The sequence below is a fragment of the Exiguobacterium sp. PHA03 genome (assembly GCF_041945985.1).
Lineage (GTDB): Bacteria > Bacillota > Bacilli > Exiguobacteriales > Exiguobacteriaceae > Exiguobacterium_A.
This window is the reverse complement of the sequence record NZ_JAUTYQ010000002.1, coordinates 252,548-276,354: the sequence shown is the minus strand read 5'-3', so window position 1 is coordinate 276,354 and position 23,807 is coordinate 252,548. Positions and strand designations below refer to the sequence as shown.

General features: G+C 48.6%; 24 protein-coding genes and 2 riboswitches. Of the genes, 14 read left to right on the top strand and 10 right to left on the bottom strand.

The annotated features are described in order from the left end of the window. Positions 1-27 precede the first annotated feature (27 nt). The 8 genes from Q7C19_RS12535 to mtnK form a co-directional block, all read right to left on the bottom strand. A complete protein-coding gene (locus Q7C19_RS12535; protein WP_375092267.1) occupies positions 28-2,100 on the bottom strand; it encodes a transglutaminase TgpA family protein in 2,073 nt (690 codons plus the stop codon). Beyond that, positions 2,097-3,179, bottom strand: coding sequence for a DUF58 domain-containing protein (locus Q7C19_RS12530; RefSeq protein ID WP_375092266.1), 1,083 nt, complete (start codon positions 3,177-3,179; stop codon positions 2,097-2,099). The genes Q7C19_RS12535 and Q7C19_RS12530 overlap by 4 nt, the downstream gene beginning before the upstream one ends. Further along, positions 3,176-4,132 carry an AAA family ATPase gene (locus Q7C19_RS12525; RefSeq protein WP_375092265.1) on the bottom strand — a complete coding sequence of 319 codons (957 nt, stop codon included), beginning with the start codon at positions 4,130-4,132 and terminating at the stop codon, positions 3,176-3,178. The genes Q7C19_RS12530 and Q7C19_RS12525 overlap by 4 nt, the downstream gene beginning before the upstream one ends. 364 nt (positions 4,133-4,496) lie before the next feature. After that, a complete protein-coding gene (locus Q7C19_RS12520) occupies positions 4,497-5,501 on the bottom strand; it encodes an ABC transporter permease (RefSeq protein WP_308102131.1) in 1,005 nt (334 codons plus the stop codon). Continuing rightward, complete coding sequence (locus Q7C19_RS12515; RefSeq protein WP_375092264.1) at positions 5,498-6,979, bottom strand: sugar ABC transporter ATP-binding protein; 1,482 nt, start codon at positions 6,977-6,979, stop codon at positions 5,498-5,500. The genes Q7C19_RS12520 and Q7C19_RS12515 overlap by 4 nt, the downstream gene beginning before the upstream one ends. Positions 6,980-7,002: 23 nt before the next feature. Next, positions 7,003-8,085, bottom strand: a complete 1,083-nt coding sequence (locus tag Q7C19_RS12510; protein WP_375092263.1) for a sugar ABC transporter substrate-binding protein — start codon at positions 8,083-8,085, stop codon at positions 7,003-7,005. A gap of 11 nt (positions 8,086-8,096) precedes the next feature. Next, a complete protein-coding gene (mtnA, locus tag Q7C19_RS12505; protein WP_375092262.1) occupies positions 8,097-9,146 on the bottom strand; it encodes an S-methyl-5-thioribose-1-phosphate isomerase in 1,050 nt (349 codons plus the stop codon). Further along, positions 9,143-10,309 carry an S-methyl-5-thioribose kinase gene (mtnK, locus tag Q7C19_RS12500; protein WP_375092261.1) on the bottom strand — a complete coding sequence of 389 codons (1,167 nt, stop codon included), beginning with the start codon at positions 10,307-10,309 and terminating at the stop codon, positions 9,143-9,145. The genes mtnA and mtnK overlap by 4 nt, the downstream gene beginning before the upstream one ends. Before the next feature lie 77 nt (positions 10,310-10,386). Next, a riboswitch (SAM riboswitch) is annotated at positions 10,387-10,490 on the bottom strand. A 205-nt stretch (positions 10,491-10,695) separates the two neighbouring features. After that, positions 10,696-10,797, top strand: a riboswitch (SAM riboswitch). Positions 10,798-10,867: 70 nt separating this feature from the next. Here mtnK and Q7C19_RS12495 point away from each other — a divergent pair. The 6 genes from Q7C19_RS12495 (at position 10,868) to Q7C19_RS12470 (ending at position 15,314) form a co-directional block, all read left to right on the top strand. Then, positions 10,868-12,058 (top strand): 2,3-diketo-5-methylthiopentyl-1-phosphate enolase, encoded by a 1,191-nt coding sequence (locus Q7C19_RS12495; protein ID WP_375092260.1) that lies wholly within the window; start codon positions 10,868-10,870, stop codon positions 12,056-12,058. Beyond that, positions 12,055-12,714, top strand: coding sequence for a 2-hydroxy-3-keto-5-methylthiopentenyl-1-phosphate phosphatase (locus tag Q7C19_RS12490; protein ID WP_290774315.1), 660 nt, complete (start codon positions 12,055-12,057; stop codon positions 12,712-12,714). Before Q7C19_RS12495 ends, Q7C19_RS12490 begins: the two co-directional genes overlap by 4 nt. After that, entirely contained in the window at positions 12,711-13,331 is a 621-nt protein-coding gene (locus Q7C19_RS12485; protein ID WP_290747921.1) for a methylthioribulose 1-phosphate dehydratase, read from the top strand. Before Q7C19_RS12490 ends, Q7C19_RS12485 begins: the two co-directional genes overlap by 4 nt. 16 nt (positions 13,332-13,347) lie before the next feature. Beyond that, positions 13,348-13,884 (top strand): 1,2-dihydroxy-3-keto-5-methylthiopentene dioxygenase, encoded by a 537-nt coding sequence (locus Q7C19_RS12480; protein ID WP_035410968.1) that lies wholly within the window; start codon positions 13,348-13,350, stop codon positions 13,882-13,884. Between the two features lie 125 nt (positions 13,885-14,009). Beyond that, positions 14,010-14,498: an arsinothricin resistance N-acetyltransferase ArsN1 family A gene (locus Q7C19_RS12475; RefSeq protein WP_056063724.1), complete on the top strand. Its 489-nt coding sequence runs from the start codon at positions 14,010-14,012 to the stop codon at positions 14,496-14,498. Between the two features lie 60 nt (positions 14,499-14,558). Next, entirely contained in the window at positions 14,559-15,314 is a 756-nt protein-coding gene (locus Q7C19_RS12470; RefSeq protein ID WP_056063727.1) for an MBL fold metallo-hydrolase, read from the top strand. Between the two features lie 48 nt (positions 15,315-15,362). Here the strand turns inward: Q7C19_RS12470 and Q7C19_RS12465 are convergent, their stop codons facing one another. Next, positions 15,363-16,001: a pentapeptide repeat-containing protein gene (locus tag Q7C19_RS12465; protein WP_035410976.1), complete on the bottom strand. Its 639-nt coding sequence runs from the start codon at positions 15,999-16,001 to the stop codon at positions 15,363-15,365. A 176-nt stretch (positions 16,002-16,177) separates the two neighbouring features. Between Q7C19_RS12465 and Q7C19_RS12460 the strand changes: the two genes are divergently transcribed. The 8 genes from Q7C19_RS12460 to Q7C19_RS12425 all read left to right on the top strand — a co-directional run bounded on the left by Q7C19_RS12460 (position 16,178) and on the right by Q7C19_RS12425 (position 22,704). Beyond that, a complete protein-coding gene (locus tag Q7C19_RS12460; RefSeq protein ID WP_035410978.1) occupies positions 16,178-17,500 on the top strand; it encodes a Y-family DNA polymerase in 1,323 nt (440 codons plus the stop codon). After that, positions 17,484-17,813, top strand: coding sequence for a YolD-like family protein (locus Q7C19_RS12455; RefSeq protein WP_056063735.1), 330 nt, complete (start codon positions 17,484-17,486; stop codon positions 17,811-17,813). Before Q7C19_RS12460 ends, Q7C19_RS12455 begins: the two co-directional genes overlap by 17 nt. A gap of 51 nt (positions 17,814-17,864) precedes the next feature. Further along, on the top strand, positions 17,865-18,677 hold the full coding sequence (locus Q7C19_RS12450) for a ZIP family metal transporter (protein ID WP_023467025.1): 813 nt from the start codon (positions 17,865-17,867) through the stop codon (positions 18,675-18,677). A gap of 331 nt (positions 18,678-19,008) precedes the next feature. Further along, on the top strand, positions 19,009-19,845 hold the full coding sequence (locus Q7C19_RS12445; RefSeq protein ID WP_375092259.1) for an undecaprenyl-diphosphate phosphatase: 837 nt from the start codon (positions 19,009-19,011) through the stop codon (positions 19,843-19,845). A 108-nt stretch (positions 19,846-19,953) separates the two neighbouring features. After that, positions 19,954-20,547, top strand: a complete 594-nt coding sequence (locus Q7C19_RS12440; protein WP_029340715.1) for a LemA family protein — start codon at positions 19,954-19,956, stop codon at positions 20,545-20,547. Beyond that, positions 20,544-21,284, top strand: coding sequence for a TPM domain-containing protein (locus tag Q7C19_RS12435; protein WP_375092258.1), 741 nt, complete (start codon positions 20,544-20,546; stop codon positions 21,282-21,284). The genes Q7C19_RS12440 and Q7C19_RS12435 overlap by 4 nt, the downstream gene beginning before the upstream one ends. A gap of 17 nt (positions 21,285-21,301) precedes the next feature. Next, positions 21,302-21,565: a DUF1294 domain-containing protein gene (locus Q7C19_RS12430; protein ID WP_035410989.1), complete on the top strand. Its 264-nt coding sequence runs from the start codon at positions 21,302-21,304 to the stop codon at positions 21,563-21,565. 176 nt (positions 21,566-21,741) lie between these two features. Then, the gene (locus Q7C19_RS12425; RefSeq protein ID WP_290747937.1) at positions 21,742-22,704 is read left to right on the top strand and encodes an EAL domain-containing protein; all 963 of its coding nucleotides are present in this window, start codon (positions 21,742-21,744) and stop codon (positions 22,702-22,704) included. Between the two features lie 48 nt (positions 22,705-22,752). Here the strand turns inward: Q7C19_RS12425 and Q7C19_RS12420 are convergent, their stop codons facing one another. Continuing rightward, the gene (locus Q7C19_RS12420) at positions 22,753-23,778 is read right to left on the bottom strand and encodes an iron-containing alcohol dehydrogenase family protein (RefSeq protein WP_375092257.1); all 1,026 of its coding nucleotides are present in this window, start codon (positions 23,776-23,778) and stop codon (positions 22,753-22,755) included. Between the last annotated feature and the right edge of the window lie 29 nt (positions 23,779-23,807).

Sequence of the window (23,807 nt, the reverse complement as noted above, 5' to 3'; positions counted from 1 at the left end):
CATTGTACCTGTATCGTTTCGTAAATATCAACCCTCTACATGACGAATGATATTTTCGAAATATTCACGTTTTTTCTCGACTGATAATGATTCTCCACCATAAACCATCCGCTCGTAAGCATCCGTCAACGGTCGCATCGCGTACGTCTCGTAGTACCTATCGACTTCGTGAGCAAGTTCCGCAAGCGTCCGACCATCTTGATAATGGAATCCTTTTTTATCAAGACGCCGCAAGAGATACCGATACATCCGTCGGAATCCTTCCGGTCGTTCAATCTGTCTCCGGAAGAAGAGAATCGCAAGCGTCCGAATAATCGGTTTTCTGAACAAGTAGAGGAACAAGAGAGCAAGTGCCGTCAGGAAGATTGGCCAAAATGGAATTGACTTCTGCTCCGTCTGTCCGGCGCTAGTCGTCTGTTCTTCATCGAGAAGATTTTCTTGAGGACGATTTGGCGTCGTTGTCTCCGTATTATCTTCTGTCTCACGTTGCGGGTTTGCTTGTTCCGTCTCGTTATTCGTTTCCCGATCGATCGTGTATTGTCCTGCTCCATCGAAACTGACTGTCGGTTCAAGCGGTACCCAGCCTGGTCCTTCAATGTAAACTTCGACCCACGAATGGGCATTTTTATTGCGTACTGTATAACTCGTCACGGCAGCTCCGATGACGTCGGATTCGCCCCCCGTGAATCCTTTCACCCAACGTGCGGGTAACCCAGCTGCCCGAAGTAATACAGTGGCTGACGTCGAGAAGTTATCACAGTATCCGAGTTTCGTCTCGAACAGGAACTGATCGACGTAATCCTGATTTTCTTTCGGTACAGCAACATCTTCTGTATTGTATTCAAAGTTTTCTTCTTCGAAATAATTTTCAATCGCCCGTGCTTTGTCCCATGGTGTCTCCTCACCCTCGACGATTTGTTCCGCTAAATCACGAACTCGTTGCGGTAAACCTTCCGGCAGTTGGAGATACCGCTCCGTTTCATTCTCCGATAAATTGACGGGTTCATCTGTCTGGAGCTGTTCTTCCGTAAAGAGTGGGTACGAATAGTCGATTCGATAGTTCCGTTGACGATCCGCCTCGTCGAGATACGAAATTTTTTGATTCTCGGGGTCAACCAACACATTTTGTCGTTGTTGATTCACTTCGACCCGTACATTGTCACCATTATATGGCACGAATGGTAATTCACGCGCCATTTCAAATGTTGCTGTCTCTTCGCGGGTCTTGACCTCTGTACCGAAGGTCGAGAAAAAACCACGTCCATCGATTTCAGGGTTTGACTCCGACAAGATCCAACCTTTACCAGTATAGATGTCTTTCGTCTCGACTCGCCAGTAGCGGTTCCCTTCACTTTCGACTTGGAAGACTTCCCGGTCGTCCATCTGGAATGGTCCTCCGAGTTGCTCATCATTGTTACCGTATCCGACCTTCTGAATCGCATTTGTCGGCTCCCCTTCCCCTTCAAGACCCGACGTCAAATCATACCAACTGTCTTGCCATGTCGCATTGATGACAGGACTTTGGACAGCAGCGACGATGACAGCTCCCATGATGAATAATGCGCTCAGTGGGCGTACGTAGGAAGCACGCGGTCGTTCATTGACCTCCGTCGCATACAGCAATACCAAAGACAAGATGATCGGATAAAGAATGAACGTCTCTCCCGAGTAATCCGTCCAGGTATCGCAATAGGCAATGAACCCGATGACTCCGAAGGCAAGTCCGAAGACGAACCCACGATTCGGGAACGTCCGGCGCGCGAGATAAGCGATCAAGAAACTGATCAAACCAATCGACAGCGCAAAGGCTGGTCGTCCCGGTAATTCACCATTGATGACACTTCGAATATCCGAGCTGATTTCCGTAAAAATTCCCCACGGTGCAGAACCCGGTGTCAAAATCAAGTAGAACGACAATAGTAGCCCCGCGAGACTGCCAAGTAAGAAGTAACGTCGCGCGAGATGCGATAACAGTAAAGGCAGGAACAGCATCGGTAAGAAGGACCAAAGATGCTCGAATGTCGTCAGTTCGAGAAGTGGTGGCATGAAACAAGTCAAAAGGGCTGCTGCGATGGCGTTCCAGATTAATCGTCGTATCATCGCACTCCCCTCCGTTCTGGTGTATAGACATGAACGGTGGCTTCTTGATTAATCTTCGAAATCCATAGTTTATTGTTTGATTCAAGATCCGGTGTGATAAAGAGGACATTCCCGCTCAATCGAAGCGCCTTAGACGAGTACTCCCATGACTCGATGAACGTCCGCGTCCGACTCGGTTGCGCCGTCATCAGGTAATGCGTCAGTTTCGCTCCTTCAAGTGGTAATGACAATGATTGAACGGCATGCCCGACGAGATGGATCCGATAGCTCAGTCGTCGTTTGTTCAACTGATCCGTCGTTTCTGCGAGCATCGAGATGACACGTTCGAAGGCTTCACCCGCCTCCGTTCCCTCATCAAAGACGATCGTCGTCTCCCGTTCTTGCTCTCGTTCGAACGTCTTCGTCATCAACCCTTGGCGTTTCGCTGTCGCTTTCCAGTCAATCTGATTCATCCGATCCCCACTGACGTATTCCCGGACCCCGACGACGGTAAAGGACGACTGGCGAAGATCAAGTGACACCGGTGAGATCCCGCCATCGCCACGGTCTTCCTCATGGGGAAGCTGAACGGCAAGGCGCGCTGGTTCAATCGCAAGATACGTCTCGACCGGAAACATCCGCTTCCGCTTGAATAACCCGAATGGATCCGTGATTTCGACGATACAGCCTGGAATCTGATACACCCCTCGACGAATCGATGGTATCGTGTAATCGATTTGCTCCGTCTTCCGGTAATGGGCTCGGAGTGGACGGCTGATATCGAGTTTTTCTTCACTGAGTTCGTTCGGAATCACCTCCGTCACTTCGACGGCTCCGACGAGAAACGGAAAACGTCGACGAACCCGTAAGGAAACCGGGATATCGGTTCCAGCAACGAGCATCTTGTTCGATACTTCGCGCGTCGCAAGTGCCTGCGTGACGGGCCAAACGAGGAAGAGCGTCCAGTAGACGGTCAGACCAGCCATGACGTAAAACAGCAAGGAAGCGACATTTCCGCCATCAACGCGCGCATATGCCCATAAGGCTGCCGTCGTCAAAAGTAATACAGCGTAACGCCAACCAATTTGCCACTTCGTCATAGGGACTCCACGTCTTGTTGGATCGGTACAGCAACCTCTTTTTTGATCTGTTCTAAAATCCGTTCCGACGATTGACCGTGATAACGCGCATCCGCTGTCAAAATCAGGCGGTGTGACAGGACTGGAATCAAGAGATGTTTAACATCATCCGGCAAAACGAAACTGCGTCCTTCCATGTACGCCCACGCTTGCGCGACCTTCATCAAGGCGATCGAAGAACGAGGACTCGCGCCGAGGTAGAGTGACCCATTCGTCCGTGTCGCTTGAACGAGATGGACGATATATTTTTTGACAGGCTGTGAGACATGGACGTTCTTGACGTCTTCTTTCATCTGGAGCAATTGCTCGCGACCAATTACAGCTTCGAGTATTTCGATTGGTTCATCCCGTTCAAAACGCGTGAGCAACTTCATTTCTTGCTGGAAATCAGGATAACCCATTTTGACTTTGACGAGAAAACGGTCGAGTTGTGCTTCTGGTAACGGATACGTTCCTTCATGTTCAATCGGGTTTTGTGTCGCCATGACGAAAAAGGGATTCGGAAGCGTATGAATCTCACCATCGACGGTGACGTTCGCTTCCGCCATTCCCTCGAGTAAGGCAGATTGAGTTTTTGGTGATGTTCGGTTGATCTCATCGGCTAAGACGATGTTTCCCATTAAAGGACCCGGTCTATATTCGAACTGGCTTGTTTTCTGATTATACATCGATACACCCGTCAAATCTGACGGAAGTAGGTCTGGCGTGAACTGAACACGTTTGAAGGTCAACCCGATCGATCGGCTGAACGCACGGACGAGCATCGTTTTCCCGACTCCCGGTACGTCTTCTAATAGAACGTGACCGCCCGCTAGTAATGCTGCCAATGATTGTGTGATGACATCTTCCTTACCGATGATGACTTTCTCTACGTTGTCGATAATCGCTTGAATCTCCTTAGTGTATGTTCGCATTGTCAGGCCCCTTGCTCTCATAGTAGTTGAATTTTCTGACTTTTTATATCATCTCATATTCCGCTATACTTTTAAAGAAATACGAGCAGTTTCAAGCACGTGAAAAAGGGGGAACGCCGTAGCGTTTCCCCTTATTTGTTTCAGGAACGAACACATGCCGTGATCCGTTCTTGAACCGTGCAGTTGCACGTAAAACACGAATACATCCGTGTCAATGGACAACGTTCGTCAAGTCCGGTGATCCTCTTCTTTCAGAAGCGACATGCGATCGTTCCCTCTACATTGGTAATCATTCATGTGCATCACCATCCTTTCATATATTGAATATTACCGAATATGTTATAAATGAAACGTCGAATTTTAATTATTTTTTCCGATACCGCGCATAGGTCGTCGCGAGTGCGACCGCAAGGACCAGCCCTTTGATGATATTCAACGAATAGTATGGAACAGACAACATGACAAGACCATTTTCAAGAATCCCGACGAGACAAGCCCCGACGAGTGTGCCCAGGGCATTCGGTTTTCCTTGCCCTGCGAACGACGAGCCGATGAAGGCAGCTGCGACCGCTGGCATCAAGTAACCGGACCCGGCGTTGATTTGCGACGATCCGACTTGTGACGCAAGCAAAATCCCACCGATTGCAGCAAGTAACCCAGCAATCAGATATGCGAGTGCCCGGTAGCGGTTGACACGAATTCCCGTCAGTCGTGCGGCTTCTGGATTCCCACCGATGATATAGAGAAAACGACCGTGTCGCGTATGACTTAAAAAGACATGTGTCATAGCGACGACGACGAGCATGATGACGATGATCCAAGGCGCCTGGCTGATTTTCGCGAACGCCTCCGGAATTGTGCCGACTGTTGGTGTACCGTCTAAGCGCGGCATTCCGGCACTGATTGAACCACCACCAGTATACGTCATCGCGGCACCTTCGACGATGAACATCGTCGCAAGCGTCGCAAACAAATCCGGAATCTTAAACCAGACGATAAGTAAGATGTTCAACAAGGCGACACTTAAAGACAGAAGGAGTGCTAGACCAATCGAGACACCGAGTGGAAGACTGTACCAGACGAAGAATGAGACGACGAAGGAGCTTGCAAGTGTTGCAGTTGATCCTACGGATAAGTCAAATCCATTGATCGTCAATGAAACCGTCAAGCCGATCGCGATGATCGTCACGATGGAGATACTTCGTAAAATATTGATCAAATTCGTCCCTTGTAGGAATGTTGGAGCCGTCGTCGCAAAAAACAGGACGAGGGCAAGGATCGCGAGGACGATCCCCCAGTCGTTCAAGAATCCAAGGACCGGACGTAAACCTTTCCCCCGATTCATTTGTTTTGATACTACCTCATTCATCGTTGCCCTCCTCCTGTCGCATACCACAACAAGGTTTCTTCTAATGTATCCGCCGTCTTCGTTTCATGGACAATCCGTCCATCGAACATGACGTAGATTCGGTCCGTGACGGTCAAAAGTTCATCCCATTCACTCGTCGCGTAAAGGATCCCTTTTTGTTGTTGCGCGAGTTCGTCAATCAGACGATAGATATCTTGTTTAGCTCCGACATCGACACCTTTCGTCGGTTCATCTAAGACGAGGACAGAAACATCGGTCAGTAACCATTTTCCGATGGCGACTTTTTGTTGATTTCCACCGGATAGTTGACCTACTTCCTGTTTCACGTCTGCCACTTTGATGCCCAGCTCCTTAACCCATTTCGATGCCTGTTCGACTTCTTTACGACGATCCATCAGTCCCCAGCGGTTGACGAAATCATGAGCTGCCGCTGCTGTCAGGTTTTCTGCGACAGAATCGGCAACAAGAATTCCTTCTTTTCGCCGTTCTTCCGGAACGAGACCGATTCCCGCTTGAATCGCAGCTTGTGGATTGCAAAGGCGATGGGCTTTTCCACCTATACGAACCTCCCCTTCCTGAAACGGGCGATCACCGAATAATGCTTTGCATAATTCCGTTTTACCGGCACCGACAAGACCCGCGATACCAACGACTTCCCCTGCTTGAACCGTCAAGGAGATGTCGCGGACGTCCGCATTCGTGGCACTCTCGACCGTCAGTACGTTCGTCGCATTGATCCGTGACGTTTTCGCGACAGACGTAAGCTTACGCCCGAGCATCTGCTCAACGACAGCTTCTTTCGGGATGTCTGCCAAAAGATGTCGCGAGATGAGTTGACCGTCGCGCATGACCGAGATGGAGTCGCAAATGTCATACAATTCTTGTAGGCGGTGGGAAATGAAAATGATCCCAAGTCCCCGTTCCGCTAAACGACGCACGACTGAAAAGAGATGGCTTGTTTCCGCCTGACTGAGAGGTGCCGTCGGTTCATCCAAAATTAAAAAACGACGTTCCTGAACGAGGGCGCGTGCAATCAATACGAGTTGCTTTTCAGCAAGACGTAATTCTTCGACACGTGTCTTGACGGAAATATCCGCCTGTAATGTCGCTAACGCTTCTTTCGCACGCTGTATGTAACGGCGTTGGGATACCAAACCCGTCATTGTTCCGTCCGTCAACAGATCGAGACAGATATTCTCAGCAACCGTCAAATACGGGACAAGCGCCACATCAACCTCTTGTTGGACGAGATCGATCCCGATTCGTTTTGCATCACGCGGAGATTGAATTGACAGTTCTTTCCCGTCAAGACGGATGATTCCTTCGTCCGCTGTTTCCGCTCCAGATAAGACTTTCATCAGCGTCGACTTACCGGCACCATTCGCACCGACAAGCGCATGAATTTCACCAGACTTCACCTCAAAGGAGACTTGCTTGAGTGCCTGGACTCCCGGAAACGCAAGTGAAATCCCGGTCATTTCCAGGTGATGATTGATAGACGTCATTGTTTTTTATGGACGTCACGCAACCGGTCCATCCACGGCTCATTGAATTTATCCGACGTACTCCAACCTTTGATGATCGTATCGAGATTATACATCGTTGTGTCCTGCTTCAATGCCTTCTGCTCAACGAGTTTCGCATCGAGATCAAAGCTATCTGGTGTCTTCTCTCCGGCGATTTTCTTAGCCAGTAGTCGCATGTCCGTTTGTCCAATCAGGAATGGATCCACCGCACTCGTCGAAACCCAGTTGCTGCCTTTCTCACGCATCAGGTTGATGTCCTGATTTGAGACATCGATCGAGATCAATGGGATTTCTTGACGTTTATTATCCTTGAGCGATTTGTAAGCGCCTTTTGCGACTTCGTCCCATGCTCCCCAAACGGCATCAACGCTTCCTTTCGGGTATTTCGCGAGAATGGCATTCATCTTTGTCGCGATATCCCCTTGGACATCTTGGAAGTTCGTCGGTCCAACCGTCTCAAGCGTTTTGATTTTTCCGTCTGCTTCGTACGTCTTATAGATTTCCTGACGACGATCGAGCGGGGCAAAACCTGGTCCGAACCAGAGTTTGATGACACGGACCGGCTTTTTGTCCGTCACCTTCGTCACTTCATCGAGTGATAGCTTCGCAAGTTGATGATCGTTTTGGAACGTTTCCGTCACGCCTTGTAGAGATGCTCCTTTTTTCTTCGTGACCGTATCGAACGTCACGACCCTTAGTCCTTTATCGACTGCTGGTTTGATCATGTCATAGGCATAGTCTTCCTTACCGTGCGAGATGATGAGCCCGTCATAATCTTGCTGAATCGCTTGCGCGACCAGTTCCTTGAACTTGACATCGTTACCTTCCGAAATGAACGTGCTGACTTTAAAGCCGAGCGCTTCGCCTTCACTTCGTGCGCCATCAAGGAATTGTTTCGTATGGTCGTCCGATGCCAGGTTGCGGATGACGGCGATCTTGACGTCCGATTGAACCCCTTTTGGTACATCCTTGACGACCTTCGTCGTCGTGGCTTCTCCATTCGCACAAGCCGCTAGTAATAAGGCCGGTGCTAGGACGGCGTAAGCTAGTTTTTTCATGACATATCTCCTTATCCGAGGGGTTGAAGCCCTGTTAATTGTTCAATCGTTTCTTCATTCGGTTGCGTGATGACACCAAGTTCGGTGATGATGCCCGTGATTAAGGTGTGTGGTGTGACATCAAAAGCTGGGTTGAAGACAGCAACTCCTTCTGGTGCTGTCGCAACACCTTGGACAGTCGTCACTTCCTGCGGATCACGTTCTTCAATTTCGATCGCGTCTCCGGAAATAAGTGAGAAATCAAACGTCGAGAGCGGTGCTGCGACGTAAAACGGGATACCGAAAGCTTGAGCAAGTAATGCTAGTTGGAACGTTCCGATCTTATTCGCCGTATCTCCGTTTCGTGTAATCCGGTCCGCCCCGACGATGATTGCATCGATCTGTTTTTCTTTCAGCGTATGGGCGACCATGTTATCTGTAATTAGCGTGACATCGATGCCGGCACGTTGTAGCTCCCATGTCGTCAGTCGTGCTCCCTGCAGTAATGGTCGCGTCTCACTCGCAAAAACAGATAATTCAATGCCGCGTTCTTTTGCGATATAGAACGGCGCAAGTGCTGTTCCATAAGCAGCGGTCGCAATCGATCCAGCATTACAGATCGTTAGGATCCGGTTACCTGACTGGAACAATTCAAGTGCATGAATCCCGATTTGACGTGACGTCTGCGCATCCTGATCGTATAAGGCAATCGTCCGCTGCTCGAGCCGTTCGCGGATCTCTTCTACCGACGTCCCGTCTTGAATGATTGGATTCAATTGATCAAGGACATTTCGTAAGTTAACAGCCGTCGGTCGTGTCGCGAGTAACGTCGCTGATGTCTCAAGCAAAGTCTGCTTATAGATCGACAGTTCTGCTTCAAACCGGTACGCCTCTTGAACGAGTACGAATCCGCCAAATAAACTGATCGCAGGCGCCCCTCGGACGCGCAGTTGTTTAATCGCTTCGACCGCTTGTGCAAGATCGGTAATGACTTCATAGTGTTCTTCCTGCGGTAGACGTGTCTGATCGAGAATTGTCAAGACACGATCTTCATAACGAATACTTTGAACGAATGTACTCATCGGCTAAGTTCCTCCGTTACGTCGAAGTTTCGTAAATCATCAAATGTCCGGCATTCGGTCCGACGTTTGATTAACGCCGATCCTAAACGTAAAGCATGTTGTTTTCGTTCTAGTCGTTCCGTAATAGAACTAATCGTTTCTAAATCAGCGACTGGTGCGAGTCCGATCGTCCGACGAATCAGTTCGCAACCGGCAAAGCCGAGTGCATCCTGCAAGATCGTGCTCAGTACATCGTCGACGAGTCCCGATGTCCGGAATGGTTCGACGGCTTCGCGTTCCCATAAGGCGCGGAACGTCGAAGCGAACGTCAGCCAGAACGTATCGATGTCGCGAATCCGGGCATCACGAAGTGCTGAATAATCCGGGTATGCTGCAAAGAATAAGTGGGCGATGAACTGTCCGACATCGAATCCGAATGGACCATAAAAGGCGAATTCTGGATCGATGACTTTCGTTTCCGTTGCCGAAGCAAAGATGCTTCCTGTATGTAGATCGCCGTGTAGCAACGCATCTCCTTTTGTGATGAAAAGCGCTTCGAGTTTTGCGACTTCGCGTTTCAACTCATCGTCCGCCCACAGACGTGCCACCTCTTCTTCAAGCCCGGCTTCAATCTCGTTCGTCTCCGCGTCATGGAACGGATCCGTGAAGATTAATTTTTCCGTGATGTCGCACAAGTCCGGATTGTAGTACGTTCGGGCGACACGTTTTTTTTCAACCGGACCAAGCGCAAAGTCCGATGTATGGAATAAAGTCCGAGCGAGATAAGAACCAATATGTTCCGCAAGCAACGGATACTGTTCACCTGCGAGTAAACCGCTTCGAACGATTGTCAGATGTGAAAGATCTTCCATGACCGTATACGCCTCGTCGTGACTAGCATGAAAGACACGCGGTACGAACGGCACGGCATGCCGGGCGAATTCACGGAGTGCGGATTGCTCGATCCACGCCCGCTCGAGTGATAGTGGCCAGCTCTCACCGACGACTTTCGCGTACGGGAGTGCTTGTTTTAGAATCAATCGATGTTCACCTTCTCGAATTCGAAAGACAAGGTTCAGATTGCCGTCGCCAATCTCTTCTGCTTCGACGGTTCCGTCGCCGATCAGTCCTAGTGAGCGGACCCGTTCGATCGCGTCCTGTTCTGTAAATGCTTTGTATGTCATCTCAGTTCCCCCTGTGTGATACACGAAAAAGCGCCTCTTTTCGTCATCGAAAAGAGGCGCAGGAAAGTCACTGCGTCCTCTTATCTCTCAGACGAAACGTCTGTTGGATGTAGCACCGTGCCAAGTGGTCGGTTGCTGCGGCGTCATCGGGCCAATTCCCTCTGCCAACTCGCGATAAGAGTCGTATGTAGTTGTCGTGTGTGATATTGATTTGAATCTTACGCAATCCTCTTCTCTGCTGTCAAATCGAAATTAAGCAAAAACGGATATCGTTTTCGCTCCATATATAGAAAGAGTATTTTCAAAAAAATAAATTTTCTAAAAATAGTTTGACAAGTCGTGACTCTCATGTAAAAATTGCAATTAGATTTCACAATTTCATCCAATTCTTATCAAGAGCAGACGGAGGGACAAGCCCTACGATGTCGCAGCAACCGACCTTTTGGCACGGTGCTAATTCTTGCAGCTACTAAGCTGACAGATAAGAGTCCACGTTCGAATCATTCATGGTCTCTTGTCGCTGACGAGAGACCATTTTTTTATTGAAGGAGGAAAGACATGTCTTACATCACAGCTACTTATCAATTGACCGCCCGTGATCGACTGGAGCAACGCGCCGAACAACTCGCGCTTGGTCTGACGGTTGGTTCCTGGACGGAGCTGAATCATCTTGAGCAACAACAACTCGCCTCATTCAAAGGAGAAGTCGTACATACGGAAGAGCGCGACGGTAAAGGCTATATCACGATTCGTTACCCGGAACACAATGTATCGCGCGACTTTTCTGCGATCTTGACGACCGTCTTCGGGAAACTCTCACTCGACGGTGAAATCAAATTAACAGAACTGCTACTACCCGATACATTCACGTCGGATTTTCCAGGTGCGAAGTTCGGGATTGAAGGGGTTCGTTCCTTGATTGGTGTCGAAGATCGTCCACTGTTAATGAGCATCTTCAAAGGGGTCATCGGACGCGATTTATCGTTCCTTCGTGATCAACTCGAAGGACAACTTGCTGGTGGGATCGATCTCGTCAAGGACGATGAGATCCTATATGACAATCCGTTGACACCGACGATTGATCGGGCACGGATCGGACGTGAGGTTATCGATGCTCATTTCCACCGGACCGGTAAACGTGCGTTGTATGCGATCACACTTAGTGGTCCCGTCTTTACGCTCAAGGATCAAGCCAAACGATTGATTGACGCTGGAGCAACTGCTTTCTTGTTGAATACCTTCACATACGGACTCGACGTCTTACGTGAATTGGCAAGTGATCCGGAGATCAACGTTCCCATTTTCAATCATCCGGCTTACAGCGGTGCATTGATTGCTAGCCCGAACCACGGTGTTGCAGCGCCTGTCTTACTTGGCACATTACCGCGCGTTGCTGGTGCAGACTTAACACTATTCCCGTCACCTTACGGCAATGTCGCTCTTCCGAAGGACGTCGCCCGCGGCATCGCGGTCGAAGCGACTCGCCTCGGTCAGACGAAAGCGATTTTCCCTGTCCCTTCAGCCGGTATTCACCCAGGACTCGTTGCTCAACTCGTACGCGACTTCGGGATCGATTCCGTCATCAACGCTGGTGGTGGCGTACATGGTCATCCGCAAGGTGCTGCGGCTGGTGTTATCGCTTTTCGTCAAGCACTTGATGCGGCACTCGCAAATGAATCCCTATCGAATGCTGCGTCACGACATGAAGAATTACGAGTCGCGCTCGACGCTTGGGGGATCAAGTCATGACCTTACGAATTCTTTGTGACTTCGACGGTACCGTAACGATGCAGGATAACATCATTGCACTCATGGAGGTATTTGTGCCAGTGAATGACTTCGAACCGTTGAAACGTGGCGTGCTCGACCGGACGTTATCGATCCAAAGTGGTGTCGGGCAGATGTTCGCGCTTCTGCCGTCCGACGGTAAAGCGGACTATCTTGATTTCTTGATGGAGCGCGCCGTCATTCGCGAAGGATTTTCGGAGTTGCTTCAGTACAGTCGTCGTCAAGGAATCCATTTTTCGATTGTTAGCGGTGGAATGGACTTTTTCGTCGAACCGATCTTAGCACCGTTCCTCGAGCAAGAGCAGATTTACTGTAACATTGCCGATTTCAGTGGTCCATTCGTCCACATCGATTGGCCACACGCCTGCGATGCCCATTGCACGAATGGATGCGGCTGTTGTAAAACATCCGTTGCCCGTACATTATGCAAAGACGATGACGTCATCATCGTCATCGGTGACTCAGTGACGGACTTCGAACTCGCAAAACAAGCGGATCGTGTCTATGCCCGTGATTATCTGATCACGTTGTGTGAAGAAAATGATATCGCCTATACACCTTTTGAGACGTTCCACGATATCGTTCATGATTTAGCACGATCGGAGGTGACGATATGACATTCATGCGACGGTATGAAGAACTACGCGCCATCAAACAAGAACTTGCAGCGCGCGATTGGTTCCCTGGTACGAGTGGTAACCTCGCCATTCGGACGTCCGGTATTCCGATTGAATTTCTTGTGACGGCAAGTGGGAAAGATAAGCGGCAGACGACTCCTGACGACTTCGTTCATGTCGATGCGACCGGTCAATTGATCGGCGAGCAATCCGGGCGCCCTTCTGCTGAGACATTGCTCCATGTCGAAGTGTTCAACCGAACGAACGCCGGATGTTCCCTGCATGTCCATACGATTGCGAACAATGTGATTTCGGAGTTATATGGCGATCAGGGAAGTATCACCTTCTCCGGTCAAGAAATCATCAAGGCACTCGGTCACTGGGAAGAAGATGCGACGGTCACGGTACCGATCATTCCGAATCACGCGGACATCCCGACACTCGCTGCTGCTTTTGCGCCATATGTCACAGCGGACAGCGGTGCCGTCCTGATTCGCAATCACGGAATCACGGTCTGGGCACCGACCGCCTTTGAAGCAAAGAAACACCTCGAAGCCTTCGAGTTTTTATTCAACTATACGTTGACGTTGCAATCATGCCGTCAATCTATCTATTAAAAGGAGGAATCATCTCATGGCAACAGTCTTATTCCAAGAAACAAACACACGGTATACGGATCAAACGGAAGTCGCTGACTTCCTCGCATCGCGCGGCGTTCTTTACGAACAATGGGACGTCTCAAAACTACCAGCACCTCTCGTCGAGAACTTCACACTGACGGATGCCGACAAACAAACGATTCTCGATACGTTCGCTCCAGAAATCAAAGACGTATCAGAACGTCGTGGATATCAGACAGCTGATATCATTTCACTTTCGGATACGACACCGAACCTTGACGAGTTGCTCGTCAACTTCCAGAAAGAACATCATCACACGGATGATGAAGTCCGTTTCATCGTAAGCGGTCACGGCGTCTTCGCGATCAAAGACGAAGAAGTCGGCTACTATAACATCGAACTCAATCCCGGTGATTTGATTTCTGTTCCTGTCAATACACGCCACTACTTTACGCTCCAAGAGGATCGGAAAGTCGTCGCTGTTCGAATTTTCGTCACGACGGATGGCTGGGTTCCAATTTACGAGAACGAGACATCCACGGTCTCTTAAGAACGACAAAAGCGTTGATTTCTTCTATATAAGGAAAATCGGCGCTTTTTCTTATCTCACAAACATATCACTACATCGACACGTAACAGATATAATGAGGGAAAAGCGATTGGGGAGTGAGCAACATGCATATTCGTCCTGTAACGGAACATGATTTACCCGCCGTTCTATCCATTTATAATGAAGGCATCGAAGACCGAATCGCAACGCTTGAGACGGATCGAAAAGATTTATCGTTCATGACCCAGTGGTATGCAGAGCGTACGCATCGCTACGCTGGATATGTCGCAGAAGATGAGACAGGTGTCCTCGGCTTCATTTCTCTTGATCCGTATAACCCGCGTCCTGTCTATGCGACAGTTGGTGAGATTTCCGTCTACATTACTCGAACACATCGCGGACAAGGGATCGGGACACAGTTGTTAGAAACTGCCGAACAACATGCGCGCGATCATCAGATGCATAAGCTGATTCTCTTTACCTTCCCGTTCAATAAAATCGGACAAAAGCTCTACATCCGTTCCGGATTCCGGATTGTTGGGACATTTAAGGAACAAGGTCGCTTGAACGGCGAATACGTCGACGTCATGGCGATGGAGAAACGCTTACGATAGGATTCATTGAATGCCAGACGGGGAATAATCAATCCGAGTCATTGAGAGAGGATGAACCTAATGGATATTCAACAAATTCGTAATGCGACGCTTGTCGTCACGTATGCCAATCAAGTTTTACTGATCGATCCGTTTCTCGGCGAAAAAGGCAGTTTACCTCCTTTCGGTCAAACGCCGAATGCCGTCGCCAATCCACTCGTCGACTTACCGGTCGATGTTAAGACACTGCTCGATCCTGACGCTGTCTTCGTCACGCATCTGCACGCGGATCATTTCGATGATGCTGCAAAACAATTTCTACCCAAGCATTTGCCATTCTATGCGCAGCAAGAAGAAGACGCACGGCAAATCCGAGAAGCCGGCTTCACGAACGTCTCTTCCTTCGATTCCGGTGTGACGATCGGTGATATCCAGGTCCATCGAACAGGTGGACAGCATGGTGTCGGTGAAATCGGTGAACGAATGGGACATGTCTCCGGACTCGTCCTCACGCATCCGGACGAACCGACGCTTTATATCGCAGGTGATACGATCTGGTGTGACGAGGTCGCGCATGCGATTGAACAACATACACCAGATATCATCGTCGTCAACAGTGGGGCTGCCCAGTTCCTGACGGGAGAACCGATCACGATGTCGCAGCGTGATCTCCTTGCCGTACACGAAGCAGCAGCGGAAGCAACGATCATCGTCTCGCACCTCGAGTCCGTCAATCACTGTCTCCTGCGGCGCGACATGATTGCTGACTTTTTAGCTGCTTTCCACCTCTCTGCCCATTTCCTCATTCCGGAAGATGGCGAAACGATGTCATTTTAAGAACAAATCAAAAGTCTCTTTTCGAAATTCATCGAAAAGAGACTTTTTTCATGGAATGACCAATCCTAATAATCGAGCGAAGGCGACTGCTTGTTCTTCCGTAATGACTGCGCCCGGTAAAAATCGCGGATCGATTGTGATACCAGAGAGTTCCGTCTGCCGGAGATCAAGACCTTTTAATGGTGTTTCAATCCATTGGCTATCAGTAAGCCGGACCGCTTCGAGTTTCCAATGGGTCGGTTTCACTTCGAAGAACTGTGCTTCTTTCATCGTCGTTTCACTCCAATGCTGATGACGGACAGTACTACGAATGAACTGGGCATAGTCTGCGAGTCCTTCTTCGATCGTCAGATGATCAAGCGTACAATCTTCAAACTGAACACCCGTCATCCGGCATCCGACGAAAGACACGCGGTGAAAACGGGTTTCTTGGAAGTGACATCCTGTTAAGTCACATTGCTCGAAACGAATATCTTCGAACGAACCGCGGTCAAAGGTGAGGTTCGCGAACGAGACATTTTGAAAACATACTTGATAGGCATCGATACGTTCCGTCAGTTCGACAGGCATCGACTCCTTTTCATAACGTGCTCCTTTCAGATATGGATCGTCGATTTCGACTTGATCGAACGTCTCTGCTTGAAGCGTTTTCGGTAATTCTGGTAAACGGATAACGATCTCTTTCATAGAAATTCCCCCTTTTTCTCTCCTTTAGTGTATCAAACTCCTCTTGCATAAGGGTCAATCGTTCGAATTCCCTCTTTTTTCAACAGTTTTTTATTTTGAGACACTTTGAGACCATGCTATAGTCAAAGAAAATCAAAATAAGAACATACGTTCTTTTATGTAAAGGAGTGATTCAAATGTTTCCTTCCGTCGTTTTACCACAGAATAAACGTATTTTTTGTGTCGACAGTGTTTCCTTCTACGCCAGCTGTGAATGCCAGTATCGCAATCTCCCTCCCTTAACGACACGTCTTGCGGTCGTCTCCGATTTAAAACGAAGCGGATCCGTCATTCTCGCCGCTACTCCCGCCTTAAAAGCGCTTGGAATCAAGACAGCCGGTCGACTGTACGAAATCGAGCAATTACCCTACGCCATTCGTCGTACGATTCAACTCGTCGAACCGCGCATGCTCGCTTATATGAAAACGTCGATTCGTGTTTTAGATGTCCTGCATCAATTTGCCCCACCTGAAGCGATTCGTGTTTATTCGATTGACGAAAGTTTCATTGATATGACTGGAACCGATCGCCTGTTTGGTTCCGATCTGCAAGCTGCCAAAAAGATTCAAGAAGCGATTCTGAAGCAGACCGGCATTCATGTCCGCATCGGGATTGGTCCAAATAACGTCATCGCGAAACTGACGCTTGACTTAATCGGGAAAAAAGAAGGCATCGCACAATGTGGATACGCTGATGTCGCACGACGTCTCCATGATTTTCCGATTCGGAAGATGTGGGGAGTCGGACACCGCATGGAACAACATCTGCAGATGATGGGGATTGAAACGATCGGTGACCTTGCCATGCGCCCAGTCGAAGAGTTACATGAACGCTTCGGTGTCATCGGCGCCGAACTATGGCACCACGCTTGGGGTCTTGACGCGTCACCGACACTGCTTGCCCCTCGCCATTTGTTCGAGAAAGCCCCTCAACGGACGATTGGACACGGTGTGACCTTGATGCAGGACTATTATCAATTCGAACGTATCCGGAATGTGCTCAACGAACTCGTGCAGGATGTTGCGGCACGTTGCCGCTTTTCGAATCAAGTTGGTTGGACTGTTCATATCGGTGTCCGCTATTCTCGAAACGTCGTCCGAAGTGGCTTCTCGCGTCAAGTCCGGTTGCCTTATCCGACATCCGATGAGCGAATCATTCTGCGTCATGTCTTACAATTATTCGAACCGAATTGGCTTGACGGGGAACCCGTTCGTTTTTTATCTGTCGCAGTGGGACATCTAACTGCCGATCAAGGCACCTTACAGTTATCCTTGTTCGAGGATAATACGCGACTCTGGAAGCGGCGGCGGTTATTAAAAGCAATGGACATCGTTAACCTCCGCTACGGGAAAGGAACGATTCGTCTCGCTGTCTCGTTTCTCGATACGAGCGTCGCCAAACGGCGGCTTCGTTTCGTTGGCGGTCATCCAGGAGGTGATCTTCATGACAGCGTATCGTGATCGAGGGAATTTAAAGTGGATCCCTTTTCTCATGCCGGAGCACTTGCAATTGCTCCGGGAGTATTATGTCCAAATGCATCAGCTCGACTTGCCTGAAATCGATGAACAACTGCAAGAATCGTGGCACTTTCTACTTCAAGAGGCTTTAATAGAAGGAAACGAACTCGAAATCACGTATTATAAGGAAAGTAGCTACGTGACGGTCGTCGGTTTTGTTGAACGGCTAGAGCCTGAACGTTCTGTTCTCTTTCTGCGTGGTCGTGTTGCAGTAGAAATCTCCTTCACACGAATCGTTCGGATCGAAAACGGGTAAGCTTTCATACAGATAGCCGCTTCAAATCGTGCCCGGAAAGAAGGAATAGTCATGTTGGATTGGTTCACTTCCCTCCCCGTCGTCGTGCAAGCATTACTTGCCGGTATGATGACTTGGGGATTAACCGCACTTGGTGCGGCACTCGTTTTCGTCTTTACAACGATTGAAAAACGCGTCATGAACATGATGCTTGGTTTTGCAGCCGGTGTCATGATCGCCGCTTCATTCTGGTCTTTGCTCGCCCCAGCGATCGAATTCACGGAGCAGGACGGTGGCATCGCGTGGATTCCTGCTGCAATTGGATTCCTTGCGGGTGGATTTTTCGTCCGTCTCCTTGACTTCGTCACACCGCATTTGCACTTATCCGCACCACTTGAAACAGCTGAAGGTCCTTCAACAGGACTTAAGAAAACGACGTTGCTGTTTCTTGCGATCACGTTGCATAACATTCCGGAAGGTCTTGCGATCGGTGTCGCTTTTGGTGCCGCTGCCTTGAATATGGACGGAGCGACCGTCGCCGGGGCTTTGACACTCGCACTCGGGATTGGCATTCAAAACATGCCCGAAGGTGCTGCGTTATCGATTCCGTTACGCGGTGAAGGGATGTCGCGCCGGCGTGCCTTTCATTACGGTCAATTGTCAGCAATCGTTGAACCGATTGCCGCGATGGTCGGTGCGGCGGCTGTCTTCTTCGTTCAACCACTTCTACCATATGCGTTATCGTTTGCTGCTGGTGCGATGATTTTCGTCGTCGTCGAAGAATTGATTCCGGAATCACAAGCAGAGAACGGATCCGATTTAGCGACACTTGGTCTAATGGTCGGTTTCACGGTCATGATGATTCTCGATGTCGCTTTAGGTTGAGCTCAAAAGCAACGAGCAGTGGATTGAATCCTCCACTGCTCGTTTATCTATTCCCATTCAAATCATTATTCAATTTGAAGTTGTCCTGACCTTGTGTGATAAGCGGAGGATTTTATTCAAGATGCCGTCCTACACACAAACTTCGTCTTGAAGTTTGTGTTGCTGTCCTAAGTATTTCGTCTCTCTTGCTTTCTATGATCGAAGTGCGTCTTCACGGATCAGATTGGTCACGTTCCCTCAGACCTGCGCCCGATATTCCGATTGGTTCTATCTCACAAGAATAAAACATGATATGTTTTTACATAGCACATCATTATAGAAGGAGATTACCATGCATATCATTGAACTCTTGAAAGCTCTTTTACTCGGTTTCGTCGAAGGAATGACGGAATTCGCACCTGTCTCTTCAACAGGTCATATGATCATCGTTGATGACATGTGGTTACAAACAACCGAATTTCTCGGTAAATACTCAGCGAACACCTTTAAGGTCGTCATCCAGCTCGGATCAATCCTTGCGGTCATCGTCGTCTTTTGGAAACGTCTCTTCAGTTTGATTGGTCTGTATAAAATTGAAGGAGAACACGATGCGACAGGTACACACAAGTTAAAACTACGTCACGTTTTGATCGGTCTATTACCTGCTGCTATTCTCGGATTGTTATTCGAAGACTTCATCGATGAGAACCTCTTCTCGATTGAAACAGTCATCATCGGTCTTGCGGTCGGTGCCCTCTTGATGATTGCAGCCGACAAACTCGGACCAAAGGAACCGAAAACGACATCGCTTGATCAGATTACATATCGCCAAGCAGCATTCGTCGGTCTGTTCCAATGTATTTCCCTTTGGCCTGGCTTCTCCCGTTCTGGTTCAACGATTTCAGGAGGGGTCTTCCTCGGCATGAATCACCGGACGGCAGCTGACTTCACGTTCATCATGGCCGTACCGATCATGTTCGGTGCCAGTTTCCTCTCACTCGTTAAGAACTGGGATAACATTCATGCGAGTGATTTCGGTTTCTATGCCGTCGGATTTATCGCATCGTTCGTGTTTGCCCTCTTATCGATTCGTTTCTTCTTGAAGCTGATCAACAAGATCAAACTCGTCCCGTTCGCAATCTACCGTCTTGTCTTAGCAGCTATTCTTGCTGTCATCGTCTACATGTAAATTCTAACCGTTAGCTATTTTAGCTGACGGTTTTTTATTTTTTTTGAAACTAATTCATTCGGTTAAGGGTATATAGGGATGAGACATACTTAAAGGAGTGAACGCCATATGGCACGCAGAAGTCGGAGTCGATCAAAACTCCCATTAATCATCGGAGTCGTTGTCGTCGTCGTGATTGCGTTTTTAGCAATCGGCCAATACAACAGCCTCGTCAATGTAGAAGAAGATGTATCGAATAAATGGTCGCAAGTCGATAACCAGATCAAGCGTCGTGCGGATTTAATTCCGAACCTCGTCGAAACGGTCAAAGGTGTCGCGGGTCAAGAAGAAAAAGTATACGGCAAAGTCGCTGAAGCTCAAGCTGGTCTTGCGCGCGCCGCGTCAACCGAACAACGGATTGAAGCCGATCAACAAGTCACGTCTTCGCTTCGTGGATTGATTGCTTTGCAAACCACTTATCCGGAACTAAAATCAAGCGAACGATTCCAATCATTGATGGATACGCTGGAAGGAACAGAAAATCGTCTCGGGATCGCCCGCAAGGATTACAACGATGCCGTGACGCTTTATAACAAAAAACGTCGGAGCTTCCCAACAGCACTCTATGCCTCTGCATTCGGATTTGAGAAAAAGCCGTATTACGAAATTTCAGACAGCGACCGAGAAAATCCGACTGTCGACTTTAACAGTGATTCGAAATGATTCGGCGGTGGACGCGACTTCTGTTGAGCGCGTTCCTCGTCTTCTTCCTCTTCGTTCCGACGGCTAGTGCCGTTTCAGAACGAACGGGAGCAGCCTTTTTCATTCAAGATGATGCTCAGTTGCTCACACCGTCGGAAGAAGCCGAACTCGCGCAACTCGGTCAGGAACTCGAACAGTACACGACGGCGCAAGTCGTGCTGAAGACGGTTCCCGATCTAAAAGGACAGGACTTAAGTTCTTACGCCAATGAAACATTCCGGCGACAAGGAATCGGTCAAAAAGGAAAAGACAATGGTGTACTCGTCGTCGTCGCTCCGAACGAAAAGAATCGCCAATTTCGGATCGAGGTCGGTTATAAACTCGAAGGGGTTCTGACCGATATCACGGCCGGTCGTATCCTCGATCAATACGCGGTTCCTTATAAAGAGAATGGTCAGTATGGAAAAGCAGCAAGCGAAACATACAAAGCTGTCGTCAGTGTCATTTCAAAAGATCAGTCGCTTGAGTCGCAAGACCCTCGGAAATCTCAAAATGATGGTGGGCTTCCGCTGTGGACGAAGATTCTGATCGGTGCCGGATTACTGATCTTATTGTTCCTCGATATGAAGTTCACTGGCGGTATGTTCTTCTTTGCAATTTTGAACATTTTTTCCGCAATCATGCGCGGTGGCGGTGGTGGAAACGGCGGTAGTCGTGGTGGTGGCGGAAGTTCCGGCGGCGGTGGTGCCGAACGTTAGAAAAGGAGTCGGTTTTCATGAGGATTATCTTAGGCTATTACATACTCCTGACACTCATCGGATTTGGCTCGATGTGGCAGGATAAACGTCGAGCACGACAACATGCTTACCGGACACCGGAAGCGACACTATTGACGATTGCTTTTCTCGGTGGTGCGCTTGGTTCTTGGATCGGTATGTATACAGTCCGGCACAAGACACGGAAAGCGAAATTTCAATGGTTGGTGCCACTTGCAGCTGTGTTGCATCTCGCTTTCTGGATATTTTACACTTCACAATGAAATCATGTGACCGATAGAGAAGAGAACGTACGGAAATGCATCCGTCGTTCCCTTCTCTTTTTTATATGAGGTCAATGATTATGAAAAATAGGTTTAATTTCTTTTTCTCTCAGGGTAAAGAGTTTAACTAATTTAATAAATACATCTTTTGATGTATCGAGAGGTGGACATCTTTTATGTGGCATCCTTGCGCCGAATGTACGACATCAATCCGTTTCGTCGAAGCTGGAGCACTCCATATCCAATCACCAACACCAGAAATCTATTCCTATCAATCGTTCGAACAACTCGAACAGTTACTAACATCGCTCTTGCGTGTAGCGGATTATTCGGTATCCTGTCGCGCCACACAATCGCGTTATGTGACAGCACCCATTCTAGCTTCAGCACTTCTAGAACAACTAAAGCATCGGTCAGCAATTGATTTTATCCAACACGGTGTCATGACGAGCCATTTGCAACCGATTTATGATATTCAACAAAATGTACTCGTTGCGAATGAAGCATTACTGCGAGCAGCAGATGACAACACTCCTATCTCACCAGGTGTCCTATTCTCAACAGCATCGAAGATGGGGCTTCATTCTCGGCTTGATCAACGGGCGCGCGAAGAAGCGATTCGCGCGACACATCATATCGGTGGCACAACAAAAACGTTCATCAACTTTCTCCCTTCGACGATCTATAATCCGGAGTACTGCCTGCGCCATACGTTTGAAATCGTTGAGCGTTATCAAGTTGATCCAAGTCGGCTTGTCTTCGAAGTCGTCGAAACGGAAAAAATTGAAGACGTCAACCATTTGAAACACGTCTTCGAACAGTATAAAAAGCAAGGCATTCAAGTGGCACTAGACGATGTCGGCGCTGGTTTCTCAACACTTGATATGTTGTCCTTGCTTCAACCGGATTATATTAAGATCGATCGTTCCTTCATCGATCACTGCGATACGAACTCAGAAAACGAAGCGTTCTTACGAAAAGCCCGTTATCTAACGCGAGAAATGGGGATTCAAATCTTAGCTGAAGGCATCGAACGTCAAGAAGAACTCGATTTTTGCCGCGAACTCGGCTTTGATCTTGGTCAAGGATACCTACTCGGTCGTCCCACTCCTTACGCTCATTTGGCGAAAGCACAATAAAAATACGCACATGGACCGTCTGATTCGGAACATGTGCGTATTTTTAGGTTAAGAAGTCGAAACGGAAACTGTCTCGTTCTGTGTGATGGCATCGACTAGTTGTTCTGCTGATACGATTGGACGCAACAGACGGCACAGCTCCTCTTTCGATGTTTGAAAAGCAAGTGCTTCGACAATGTTGAGCGAAACTCCGAAATCAGTGAGGGTCGTTGGCTGCTCTTGTGCAAGAAGGTAGTCACGCAACTCTATATAATCATCATCATGTCCGAGCAGCTTCTCTTGGACGAGTAACCCGTAACCGACCTTACTCCCATGTAAGAATGTATGTGTTTCTGGATAAGGAGACAATGCGTTATGTACCGCGTGTCCGATTGCACCGCGTGTAGCCGCATCACCAAAACCTCCAATGCTTCCAGCTAATGGAATGACGGTCTCGACGAGGTATTGGATTTCAGCTTGATATTCACGAAAACGTTTTTCTGTCACATTCGTCGACAAAATGAGGTCCTTGCATCGCTCAGCTGTCCGGAGTGCCGTCTCGATGACGGGATCGCTTGCTGTAGACCCACTCAAGGCACGTGCTTCATACCATTTTGCTAGCGTATCGACGAGTCCGGCGACAAAATAATCATACGGACTCGTTGCGATGATACGATGATCGAGTAAAAGAGCTTCAATCACGACAGGAAACGTGTCAAATCGAATATACTGTCCCTGTTCGTTATACATGACACTGAGCGGAGTCCACGGGGCACAGTTCGAGACAATCGTCGGAATGACGATGACAGGACGTTGTAATTGAAACGCGACCTGTTTTGCCGTATCGATGACACTCCCACCTCCGAGTGCGAGAATCACATCATACGGAGCACATACTTGTTTGAAGAATGCCACCTGTTGATCCGTACAATGTCCTTCAAATAAAAAGCGGGGAACATCCGGTAAAGCAAAAGCAGCTGCTTCGTAGGCTTGACGTCCATGAATCAAGACTGCCGAACGGTTACCTATTATTTCTTCGAGTTGATCGAGTGCGTGTTCCTCATGTATGTATTGTAAAACAGCTTGTCGAATCACAGAATCGCCTCCTAATATTTGTTATCGCT